Here is an 11446-nt window from a genome sequence, read left to right as displayed (position 1 = left end):
AGCGATGCTTTGGCACCGCAGTCCCAATTGGGGCGGGATGAGGTGCGGTACTTTGTGCCTGAAGAAGGCACCGTGTTGTGGGCGGATGTGCTGGTGTTGCCAAATGACACAGAGCATTTGGCGCACAGCCATCAGCTGTTGCGCTATATGAATGAGCCGGAAGTGCTTGCCAAAGTGTCCCAGTTTTCGCTCGCGTTGACGGACATCCCGATGTCACACGTCGCAATGCAGACCATTGACCGAGAGATTTTGGAGCAGGTGGCCCCCAAAGACCGGCGGGATAAGTTGTTTATGCTCACGCCGCGCACAGGAGCAGAGAAACGCGTTTTGGACCGTCGGTGGCGGCGGATGCAACTGGGCATGTAAGCCGCAGGATCAGTACGACACCGGCCCGTCTGCTTTGTTCAGCATCACGCCAAGGATGGGTTTTACCTCTGACAGGATTTGCTCAACCTTGGTGATGTCCTCGGCAGTGGAAATGCCGCCTCCGGCAACCACAAGCACAGCGTCGACATTGGGCAGGAAGCCCAGCACATCATCAAATTCCAGCGCCGGTGGCATGTCAAACAACATGAGATCGGGGCACAGCGCCTCTTCAAGCTCTGCGAGCACCTCAGCGGTCATCTCGTTCTGAAACAGCTCCGCGGAATTCTCACTGGCGGTATCGTTGAGCGCCACCGCGAGGTTGGGTTGCACCCGTTGCAGGAAGTTCTCCGGAGCAATGACCCCGCTCAGGTAATCAGCCATGCTGTCTGGCGCAGTCAGGTTCAGCGTCTTGGCGAGGCTGGGCGCGCGCAGGTCCATATCCAGCATCACCGTGCGCACGGAATCCAGGCGCGCAAAGGCCATGGCCAGATTGGTGGTGACAAAACTGCTGCCGCAGCCGCGCGTTGGGGCGGTGACCGCGACACGGCTCCAGCCATGTTCGTTGAGGGCTTGCAACAGACGGGTGCGCAGCATGTCAAACGCCGCATGGGCCGGATGGCTGCGGGTCGCGCTGACAATGAAGTTTTTCTCCAGATCGGCGTCGTTGAGCGCAGCCACAGTCAGGCCGTCCCAGAACACATCCGGATCATGCACAGCCGGCAGCCGCGCCTCCTCGTGTGATGCGTCGGGGGCCTCGTCGTCGGCGAGGTCAGTCTCGTGGGTCTGATCTGTGCTCATGGCGCGTGAATCCGCTCTGTTTGAGACAAAATTAGCAGAGCAATGCGGACAAAAGAAAGGCGCTATTGCGGAGATAGGGCGACGTGGCGTGTTAGACGGCGTTCCATCGACTGAAGATTAAGGCGATTTCGCTCTCCACCTTGGCGCGCCTGGGATGGCCTGCCTCGGCGTAGAAAGCATGGGCAGCGTTGGGTAACACGGTGGCCATGTCAGGTACGGTTGCCAGCCACTTATCAGTGGGGCGGCCGGGATCGTTGTCGCCAAAATAGGCCTGTGTCGGGATTGGTAGGGCGGGTTCGTCCCGCAATCGGGTGGAGGAGACACAGATCAGACCGGCGAGTGAAGCACCGGCTTGAACGGCTTTCCACAGAGCCGTGCCACCGGCGCTGTAGCCGAGGCCAATGAGGTGTCGCTGATCGGTCAGCCGGTCACGCAATGCGGCCACGGCCTGTCGCATGCCACCGTCCTGAAAAAGATGGTGATGCAGGGCTTCGCCGCTGAGCGCGGGTTGGTTGCAGAGATCGCCTAATGACAGGCGCGCTGTCACGGGCAGGCTGCTACTGAAACACAACTCTGGTTCCGGCGCACCGTGGATGTCGGTGACAACAATCAGGGAGGTCTCAGAAGCCAAGCAGGTTGGCCTCATCAATGGCCCTGGTCAGGAAGACATCGCGGCGGCGTTCGGGCTCCCAGCCCAGCACCTTTTTGGGATGGCTGTTGTCAAACGGCGAGAAATGCGCGCGGCTTTTCCAATCGGCCAAGGATGGGTTGGACAGACCGCCGCGACGCAGCACCTGTTTCTTCAGGACATACTTCACAGAGGCAGAGGCATAAAACGCGGTCAGGTTGCCGGGCTTCACTTTTATCCGCGCGCCAAGGCGGGCGTGGATCGCATCAAAGTAATCTGTGGCAGAGAACATTGGCTCGCCCACCAGATTGAAGCTCTGGCCCAGGGCATCGTCGTTTTCTGCCATCAGGATCAGCCCTTCGGCGATGTCCTCATTGAGCACAAACGGCAGGATATGCTTGCCCTTGCCCCAAATCCGCACCGCGCCCGCACCATGCCAGCGGCCAATGCCCCAGTGCTGCAACGGCCCGCCTTTGCCCAGCACAATGCCGGGACGGGCGATCACCAGCGGCAGGCCGTGTTTGCGGTGCATCTCAAGCAGTCGCGCCTCACATTCCGCCTTAGACCGCGCGTAGATGTTGCGGTCGGTCATGTCGTCGCCAAAGCCCAGACTTTCTCGGATGGTCACGTTGGGATCAGACATGTCGTAGCTGGCGATGGTGCCGGTGTAGATAAACCGTTTCACGCCGGCCGCCTGCGCCGCCTGGGCGATGGTTTCGGTGACGGCCACGTCGTTTTTTAATGCCGCCTCCCATGTGGCGTCCATGGATTTGCCAAGGTGATAGACAATTTCGATGCCCTCCATCGCCTGGGCCAGCTGATCCGGATCGCGCAAGTTGGCGCCAAACAGCTCCACATGGTCAGCGATGTCATCAAACGGCCCGGAGGTGCCGCGTGACAGAACACGCACGTCGCGGCCTTGGGCGACCCAAGCGCGGGTCAGGTCGCGGCCAATAAAGCCGGTGCCGCCGATGATCAACACAGACGGCTTGGGTTTGGCGCGGCTGGCGGGCTTGGGTTTCTTGGCTGGTTTCGGCATCAGCGCAATGGCGGCATCAATCGCCTGCATCACCAGGGTTGCGTTGTCGCCGTGGAAACGGGCGTCGAGCGGGCGGCCCGAGCGGATCGCGCTGTAAAACGCCCCTGTCAGTCCGGCAAAAGACAACCCGTATGGCGACTTGCGATTCAGCGACACAAGCTGCCGTGCGCCATTCACCACACCTTCGCGCAAATGCTGTCCGGCGAGGCCCATCTGGCGCAGAAAGGGGTTGGCGACGATGTCAGCGGCGTTTTCGGCGTCCACGGTCAGCACATCATGGGCGTAATCATAGCGCGCGGTGGCGGTGGAGCCGTGCAGGATCACCGAGCGGTCGTCCATGGTTTCCACCAGCGATAGGTTCAGAGTGATCGAGACATCTCCAGCCGACGCGAGAATGCGCCAACCTTGCGGACGTGTGGTGTCGCCGGGGATCTCGACGGGCTTGGACAGGCTGAGATGCTCGATGGCGAGGGGGCCAAAAAGGTCCACCGCAAAAGCAAACAGATGGGGCCCCAGCTCCAGCAGCATGTTTTGGGGATCGCGCAGCAGCCACAAGCCATATGGCCCGGAGCGCAGCGGCATCATCGGGAAGTTCCAGTTGATCTCCGCGCTGGCGACGCGACCAATCTCGCCGGACTCAAGCCGGGTTTTGAGGCGCTGATAGCCCGGCGTGCCCATGAAGTTGTGCCCGGCGGCAAACACGCGGCCCGCGTCAGAAGCGATCTGCTGGATTTCGGCGGTCTCCACACCGGACAGCGCCACCGGTTTTTCCACTAACACGTGATGGCCCGCGGTCAGGCAGGTTTCGGCCAGCGACCTATGGGTGCCGGGCGGCGTGACGATGTGGATGGCGTCGGCCACTTTGGCGGAAAGCAGCTTGTCCAGATCAGTGTAGGCGGCAATGCCATAGGACTGCGACAATGCATCAGCGGCGGCGCGGGATTGGTCACAGACGGCGACCAGTTCCACGCCCGGCGTGGCCAGAATGGCGGCGGCGTGCCAGTCAGCGATGTAACCAGCCCCCAAAAGGGCGGCGCGGATCGGGCGGTCGTCAGAAAACGTGTTCATGCTCATTTATACTCGATGATGTGCATCGCGCGGCCGCGGAGGCGCCGCCAATGGAACAGGATCATGCCCATCACATTGGGCAGCTTGGACAGGGTCAGAAGGCGCGCGTGGCGCCAGGCTTCCCAATAAGGCAGCCCCTCACGCACGAGGCCGTTTTTGGTGCGGATGTAGTTGGCGACATAAATTGTGAGCACCAGCAGGAACAGCAGGGCGCTGTCCATCAGGCCCCAGAGAGCGAGCAGGGGCAGGAGTAGGCCATAAATCGCGCCGCGCAGTTGCTCTTTGCGAAAATACGGCGGGTGCATCCAGCCCACTTGGGCAAAGCCATGGCCGGTGCGTACCGCGCGTTGCCACCACTGGCCAAAGCGCAGCATGGCGGCGTCATGGCGGGTCATTTCTTGTGGCAATCGGCGCAGCTTCCAGCCCGCTTTGCCAAGGCGCACGCAGAATTCGTCGTCTTCAGCAGCAATCACTGTGGCGTCAAACCCAGCTGCGTCCACGAAAGCTTTGGAACGCACCATCATATCGCCACCACAGGCGACAATCTCACCCGCTGGACGGTGCCATTCAAAGTCGCACAACGCGTTGTAGACACTGCGTTCGGGATAGAGCTCCGCGCGCCAACCGGTGATCAGGCCAAGGCTTTCATCTTCGCGCAGGGCCTTTTCCCCGGCCGCGATCCAGCCGTCGACCACGATGCAATCGCCATCCACAAATTGCACAAACTTCGGCAGGTCGCCGGTTTGCGCCAGCGCGTCAAATCCTGCTTGCCGTGCGCGGGCGGCGGTGAAGGGCAATCTGCTGTCCAGTTCGACCACCAAGGCACCAACTTTACGGGCCTCAGCCACGGAATTGTCCCAGCTGCCGCTGTCGACATAGACCATCTCCACGCCCTGTGCTTTCAGCGATGCGAGGCAGGCGATCAGCCGTTTGCCTTCGTTGCGACCAATGATGATGGCGGTGGTGCTCATGTGAGATCCCCGTCCAGCAGCTGACCCAAACGCGCAGCCTCTTTTTTGATATCAAAACCCTTTTCAACCATCGCGCGACCTGCGATGCCCATCGCTGTGGCACGGGCAGGATTGGCGAGGATTTTGCCAATGGCAGCGCTGAGGGCATGCGGGTTTCCGGGCGGCACCAACAGTCCGGACGCGCCGTCAGTCACAAGCTCTGGAATGCCCGCGATGTGGGTGGTCACAACGGGGCGTCGCGCGGCCATGGCCTCCATCAGCACCACAGGCACGCCTTCGGCAAAGCTGGGCAGGACAAAGAGGTCAGAGGCGGCCAGCGCCTCAGCCACTTCGGATTGCGATTTGTAGCCCACAAACGAGACGTTTTCAGACAGCCCCGCCGCCTCGGTCTGATGCTCCAGCGCTTTACGCCCCGGACCATCGCCGATCACGGTGAGGTGGATTTTGGGAAACTCGGCTTTCAACGGTTCCAGCGCGCGCAATAAGATTGGCAGGCCTTTGACGGGTGCGAGGCGCCCCACAAACAGCAGGTTGGTCTCGACCGGATCTTCGCCCGCGTCATAGCGTGACGGCTCCACGCCACAGTGGATGATGTGCAGCTTGGCCCAGTGTTTGGGATCGCTAAACGCCATCGCCTGAGAGCGGCAGAAGTGGCTGATACAGGCGACAAAGGTGGCGCGTTTGATTTTCTCGTCTAATCGCCAATGGTCCGGGGCAAAGAAGATGTCCGGCCCGTGCAGGGTAAAGCTATAAGGAATGCCAGACAGCTCGCTCATCAGCATGGCCACGGTGCAAGATGACTTAGCGATGTGGTTGTGCAGATGCCGCACGCCCTTTTTGCGCAGATGTGCGGCCAATACGGCCGCCTCGGCAAAGTAAAACAGCTGAAAGATCAGATTGCGAAAGCCGGGCGGCGCGGTTTTGAGGGCCAGCACCAAGGCTTTGAAAAACCGCGCAGGGTTTCGAAACAGCGCGCCAAAGATCGCGCTCAACAAAGTCACTGGTGATTTGGCGGCAGCGAGTATGTAGAAGGTGGCTTTGGCCTCGGCCTTTTGCTCGTCACCCACCAGATGTTCCACACCTGTGCGGCGCACGGAGCAGGTTTCCACCTGTTGGCCTTGCGCACGCAACGCCGCAACCTCGCGCTGGATAAAGGTATCAGTTGCGCGGGGGTATTCGCCGGTCAAATAGGCGATCGGGGTCTTTTCTGTGTCGTTCACGACGGCGGGGCCTGCTGCTCTTGCTGCTCAATCGCCGCCTGCATCGCAGCCGCAAACGGCAGCATTGTGACAGGGCCAAGGCGATTGTGCATCATGGTGTTGGAATAGGTGACGGGACGGTGGCGGGCCTCCAAAACTGCGCGGCGCAGAAGGCCGGGCATGGAGGGGCTGTCCGGTGTGATAATGGCCACAAGCCGCCAGAGAATGAGCGGCGTGGGCAGGACGCGTTTGGGCCAGCCACAGGCGCGAAACGCAGTCAGGAAATCCGCACGGGTGGGGCAGTCATCATCCAGGATGTTGAGCGTGCCGACACCAGTGTTTTCATGGGCAGCTTTCACCAGCGCTTCGGCAGCCAGGTCGACGCGGCACAAAGGCACCTCTCCACCGCCGTCGATCTTCAGCAATGTGCTGCCCACCGCTGGGCCAATGTGGGCATTAAACAGGTGATCTGGCCCCCAAACAGCCCCAAGGCGCAGGATCGAAAGCGCGTATCCATAGAGCGACGCGCCATCCTGAAACAGAGTTTCTTGGGTGAGTTTGGCCTGCGCGTAGGTGTCTCGCCCTTCGGTGTTCACCGGTGTGGCTTCGTCCACCGTACCGCCTTTGGGCATGCCACTCACGTCATAGACCGACAGCGAACTCGCCAACACCACATGGGGCACCTGCGCGGCGATCACTGCGTCGATGACTGCCACCGAGGCGGCTACAGTGTCTCGCTCCTGATCTCCGGTCAGGGTTGCGGCACAGTGGATCACCGTGCGGATGCCCTCCAACGCTTTGGTGAGCTCGTCGCCGGTGTTGGTCAGGTCCATGGCGACGATTTCGACAGCTTCATCCGTCTGCCAGACAGCGGGCACTTTGGCCATGTCGCGCACAAAAAGCCGTAGGGCTTTGCCCTCGGCGCGGGCGCGTTCGACACAATGCCGTCCGATAAAGCCAGTGGCTCCGGTTATGGCAAGTGTGGCTGCGCTCATGTGGCCCACGGCATCGGCGCCATTGGGTCACAGCGCGTGGTCATGTCCTGGGCACAGCCATCCGCCCCGGCGTTCTGAATGGCGAGTGTGACCTCATTGAGATGCAGTGCAAAATCCGGCGACAGGCGGCAGGGTCGACCCTCGGCCAACGCGTCCAGCATCTCCGCCGGACCCAGTGCAAAGTTCATCGCAGCCGCGCCCCAGCGCGCCACCTTGGGGTGGGTGTCGCCTTTGATTTGTTGGCGCGTGCCAATCGGATGTTCGATAAGGCGACGGCGCAGGGTGAAGCGGCGGTGGAATTTGACGGGTGCGTCATTGTCCCAGGCCTGTTTCACCTGCAGCACGCCTTTGTCGCCAAACACGCGGATCTTGTGATCGTGGCTGGCCACAATTGAGCAGGTCAGCCGCGCGGTGATGCCGTTTTCAAAAAACAGCGTGGCGGTGGAGAAATCTGGCGTGCCCATTGCCTCTTTGCCCGGCAGACATTCGGCTGAGGCCGCCACCACACGGCGCACGGTGCCAAACATGCCAATCAGCCAGGTGAGGTAATAGCCTGCGTGCTCCAAAGTGCAACCAACGGCAAATTCATCCTGGGCGGGCCAAGGCGCGCCGCTTTCGCTTGTCCAATCCGCATAAGGCGCCTGTGGGATAAAGCCATCATCCAGTTCCGCGTAAATCAGGCGCACGGGGCCAGCGACATCCTCGCGGATGGCTTTTGCCAAGGTTTGCGCTGCTTCGCCGAGCACCGAACAAGGAGCGGAGGACAGCAGCAGGCCTTTTTGCGCGGCCAGTTCATGCAGGGCAATGGCATCGGCCATTTCCATTGCCAATGGCTTTTCGGAATAGACGTGATGCCCGGCTTCCAAACAGGCGCGAGACACATCGTAATGCGCGCCGGGATTGGTCAGGTTCAAGACCAGAGAGCCTTGGGGCAGGTTGCCCAAAAATCGCTCCAAACTGTCCGCTGTGTGCAGGTTCCAATGCTCGGCAAAGGCTTTTAGGCGCTCTGGATCGTGGTCATATACCTGCGTCACCGCGATGTCGGGATGGGCCGCAAAAGACCGCATGTAGAGGTCGGCGACAAAACCGCAACCAATGATCGACACACTGCGGGTTTGGGCGGCTGACATGGCGGGAATCCTTTTGAACCAATACCAAGTGACTATAGGTGTCTTGGTGTGAAATACCACCAAGGCGGGAGGCCAGGGCAGGGGAATTGTGGCGCTTTTGAACCACTTGAAGGAAATAACGGTGCAGTTTCTGACCTTGGGGGAAGGAGTTGGTAAGGTCTTGCCAAATGAAAGCCAAAGGACAGCCTGTGCAGTTTTCCACCATCAAGGGACCGGTGACGGTCAATGTTGCTGATCATGCGGCACTAGAGCGTGCGGTGCGGGCGCGGTTTGTGGCCCATGAGGGCTTTGCCTTGGCCACCATCAATCTCGATCATCTGGTGAAACTGGCCAAAGATGAAGGATTTGCCGCCGCCTATCTGGCGCAGGATTTTGTGGTGGCGGATGGCAATCCGATTGTGTGGTTGTCCCGCAAGGCAGAAAAGCCAGTGGAGTTGTTGCCGGGCGCGGATTTGGTGGTGCCTCTGGCGCAGTGGGCCGCAGAAGAAGGCACGCCGGTGGCGTTGATTGGCAGCACGGATGAAGCGTTGGGCGCGGCAGCTGAAGCTTTGAAAACACAAGCGCCGGGGCTGAAGGTGGTGGCCTGTATCGCGCCGCCGATGGGGTTTGACCCAGAGAGTGCAGCGGCAGAGGCCGTCTTAAAACAAGCGGCCGAGGCCGGCGCGCGGATGGCGTTTCTGGCGCTAGGCGCGCCGAAGCAAGAACGTTTGGCCGCACGGGGGCGGCAGGTTGTGCCGCAGTTGGGCTTTGCCAGTATTGGTGCTGGTTTGGATTTCCTCGCAGGCACACAAAACCGCGCCCCGGCCTGGGTGCGTAAACTGGCGCTGGAATGGCTCTGGCGTGCACTGAGCAATCCGGCCCGTCTGGCGGGGCGCTATCTGCGCTGCATCGGGATTTTGCCGCGCCTGATGAAAGAGGCGCGCGCGCAACGGGACTAAGTCGGAATTTGCCTCGGCTTGCGGCGTTTCAAACGCATGGCGTCTTTCATACGGGCTTTGAGGCCTCGGGGCGGTAGGATTTCGCGGTTCATCTCAAACACCGTTCCATTCAACGAAGACGCATCCCAAAGCGCCAATCCCGCGCCCCATTTGGCCGCCACGGCTGGATCGAGCCCTTCGGCCAGACCCATCTCGGTGTTGAGCATGCCGGGCATCCAGGTGCTGACCACAATTTTGGGCAAACGGTCGCCCAGATCAGCCACCAAAGCGCGGGAGAAGGTGGTCACCGCGCCTTTGGACACGGAGTAAGCCGCGCTGCAGGGCAGGGGGTGCATGTCCGCAAAACTCGACACGTTGAGAATGCGGCCGCGCCCCGCCTCGGTCATGTCCTTGAGCGCCTCAGAGGTGCAGGCCACCGTGCCACCAAGATTGATCGCCACGGTCTGCATAAAGCTTTCCGGCGTTTCATCCAGCATGTCGCGGTGCGGATAGACCCCAGCGTTGTTGATCAGGATTGAGACCGGCGCGATGGCGCGGATGGTCTTAAAGGCGGCGCGCACTTGTGAGGGATCGGAGACATCTGCCACCACCGGGGTGAAGCTGTCTCCGGCCAGAGCAGCGGTCTCGTCCAGCGCGCCTTTGCGTCGTCCCAAGCCTGCCACCAGCAGGCCGCGCGCACAGAGTTCTATTGCCAAGGCCCGCCCCAAACCTGAGCCAGCGCCGGTGATAACTGCCAGTTGCTTAGCCATGTTCGGTCTCCTTCAACGCAGCCGCCACCATTTCGCCAACGCGCAAGGCATTGGCGGCGATGGTCAGAGACGGGTTCACGCCCATGGAGGTGGGCATAAAGCTTGCGTCCGCCACCCAGAGGTTTTCTGTGCCATGCAATTTGCAGTTGCGATCCAGCACCGAGGTCTTCGGATCATCGCCAAATCGCAGCGTGCCACACGGGTGGCCAAAGTTTAACTCCGGCCCAGCGCCGGTGAAAGCCATGCGAATACCCTTGAGGCGCTGCTTCAACGCTTTGCGGAAGGCCTTGCGGCGCGACAGCAACTCTGGGGCCATGTCATAGGTGATCGCCAAGCGCCGCGGATCAGCGGAATCGTGAAACACGCGGTTCTCGGCATACGGCAGGTCTTCCAAAATGCCGACAAAGATTTTGGCGCTGCCAAACAGTTTCACGGCCACCATCGCAGGCAGGCGGGTGAACTGGCGCAGCCAGCGCAACTTGCGCAGGGGAGAGCGGTCAAACGCCATGTTGAGATAATGCACAATCTCGCCATATCGCGCCTCGACGCCCAACGCCTGCACCATGCCAAAGCGCTGTCCGTCCTGATGATAGAGATCACGAAAAGCGAGAGACTTGGATGCGCCTGTGCTGTGTTTGCCTTTTGGCGGCCACAGCGCAAACATCTCGTTCATGTGGAACATCAGATTGCGTCCGGCGAGGTCATGTTCGTTGCCCAAGTTTTGTGACGCCATCAGCAGTCGCGGAGAGTGCAAGGCTCCGGCGGCCAGCACATAGCTGCGTGCGGAGAGCGCGGCCTCAGCGCCTTTGCGCATCACCCTAATGCCGGTCACCGCGCCATTTTCGGAGATAATTTCCTGCACCTCGGTCAGGTCCAATAGGGTGGCATTGCCTGTCGCCAAAGCAGGTTCCACCCCGGCCGAGCGCCCATCCATTTTGCAATTGGTTGGACATTTGCGCCCTAGGTCGTGCTCAAAACCGTCTTGGTCGCGCACCGCCATATGGCCTTGATACGGGTTTAGACCAACCTCTTTCATGGCAGACATCAGGCCTTTGTCAGCTTCACTCATCACCGTGGGCGGAAAGAGATTGCCGTCTGGCTGCAACGGATCGGGTGTGCCGCGCACGTGATAGAGGGTTTCGGCGCGGTCCAAGTAGGGGAACATCTCAGCATAAGACACCGGCCAACCGCCGGTGGGATGCGGGTGCTCGTCGCTGTGGTCCAGGTCATGCGGCGCCGGGCGCTCCAAGGTGGCGGCGTAAAACACCGAGCTGCCGCCAACGCCCGCCCCCAATGGGGCGTTGAACGTGGTGGTCACACCATTCACGGTGGCTTCCAAAGGCTCGGGCCAATAGCCGCGCACCAGCCGCGCCTCCCGGTCCCAGATGTTGGCGTTGAGCTCTTGTTCCTCGGCGCGCACGCCGGTGGGCCCGCGTTCGACAAACAACACCGACAAGCCTTGTTCCGCCAAATAGCGCCCAATGGTGCCGCCGCCCATACCGGTGCCAATGACAATCACATCCCAGGTTTGGGTGGTGGCGTCCTCAAGGGCACTCATTGTGTGG

At 60.8% G+C, this 11446-nt stretch carries 10 protein-coding genes and 1 pseudogene; 2 read left to right on the top strand and 9 right to left on the bottom strand.

What is annotated here, in order from left to right:
* Positions 1-366 (top strand): annotated as a pseudogene (locus QZ517_RS18125) (hypothetical protein); the annotation flags it as partial.
* A 9-nt stretch (positions 367-375) separates the two neighbouring features.
* Here QZ517_RS18125 and QZ517_RS18120 read toward each other — a convergent pair.
* The 7 genes from QZ517_RS18120 to QZ517_RS18090 form a co-directional block, all read right to left on the bottom strand.
* Positions 376-1164: a CpsD/CapB family tyrosine-protein kinase gene (locus QZ517_RS18120; RefSeq protein WP_294229790.1), complete on the bottom strand. Its 789-nt coding sequence runs from the start codon at positions 1162-1164 to the stop codon at positions 376-378.
* A 91-nt stretch (positions 1165-1255) separates the two neighbouring features.
* Entirely contained in the window at positions 1256-1795 is a 540-nt protein-coding gene (locus QZ517_RS18115) for a hypothetical protein (RefSeq protein WP_294229787.1), read from the bottom strand.
* The gene (locus QZ517_RS18110) at positions 1785-3905 is read right to left on the bottom strand and encodes an NAD-dependent epimerase/dehydratase family protein (protein WP_294229783.1); all 2121 of its coding nucleotides are present in this window, start codon (positions 3903-3905) and stop codon (positions 1785-1787) included. Before QZ517_RS18110 ends, QZ517_RS18115 begins: the two co-directional genes overlap by 11 nt.
* Positions 3902-4870, bottom strand: a complete 969-nt coding sequence (locus QZ517_RS18105) for a glycosyltransferase (protein WP_294229779.1) — start codon at positions 4868-4870, stop codon at positions 3902-3904. The genes QZ517_RS18110 and QZ517_RS18105 overlap by 4 nt, the downstream gene beginning before the upstream one ends.
* Positions 4867-6090 (bottom strand): glycosyltransferase family 4 protein, encoded by a 1224-nt coding sequence (locus tag QZ517_RS18100; RefSeq protein WP_294229776.1) that lies wholly within the window; start codon positions 6088-6090, stop codon positions 4867-4869. The genes QZ517_RS18105 and QZ517_RS18100 overlap by 4 nt, the downstream gene beginning before the upstream one ends.
* On the bottom strand, positions 6087-7064 hold the full coding sequence (locus QZ517_RS18095; RefSeq protein ID WP_294229773.1) for an NAD(P)-dependent oxidoreductase: 978 nt from the start codon (positions 7062-7064) through the stop codon (positions 6087-6089). Before QZ517_RS18095 ends, QZ517_RS18100 begins: the two co-directional genes overlap by 4 nt.
* Positions 7061-8194: a Gfo/Idh/MocA family oxidoreductase gene (locus tag QZ517_RS18090; RefSeq protein ID WP_294229770.1), complete on the bottom strand. Its 1134-nt coding sequence runs from the start codon at positions 8192-8194 to the stop codon at positions 7061-7063. Before QZ517_RS18090 ends, QZ517_RS18095 begins: the two co-directional genes overlap by 4 nt.
* 167 nt (positions 8195-8361) lie before the next feature.
* On the opposite strand from QZ517_RS18090, the gene QZ517_RS18085 reads away from it, so the two are divergent.
* Positions 8362-9132 (top strand): WecB/TagA/CpsF family glycosyltransferase, encoded by a 771-nt coding sequence (locus QZ517_RS18085; protein WP_294229767.1) that lies wholly within the window; start codon positions 8362-8364, stop codon positions 9130-9132.
* Here the strand turns inward: QZ517_RS18085 and QZ517_RS18080 are convergent.
* Both QZ517_RS18080 and QZ517_RS18075 read right to left on the bottom strand, forming a co-directional pair.
* On the bottom strand, positions 9129-9881 hold the full coding sequence (locus QZ517_RS18080) for an SDR family oxidoreductase (protein ID WP_294229764.1): 753 nt from the start codon (positions 9879-9881) through the stop codon (positions 9129-9131). The two genes, QZ517_RS18085 and QZ517_RS18080, sit on opposite strands and share 4 nt — an antisense overlap.
* Positions 9874-11439 carry a GMC family oxidoreductase gene (locus QZ517_RS18075; protein WP_294229793.1) on the bottom strand — a complete coding sequence of 522 codons (1566 nt, stop codon included), beginning with the start codon at positions 11437-11439 and terminating at the stop codon, positions 9874-9876. Before QZ517_RS18075 ends, QZ517_RS18080 begins: the two co-directional genes overlap by 8 nt.
* Positions 11440-11446: the final 7 nt, after the last annotated feature.

Origin of the sequence: uncultured Shimia sp. (genome assembly GCF_913054185.1) — a bacterium.
Lineage (GTDB): Bacteria > Pseudomonadota > Alphaproteobacteria > Rhodobacterales > Rhodobacteraceae > Shimia.
Note: the sequence above shows the minus strand (reverse complement) of the source record. Positions and strands in the feature narration are given on the sequence as shown.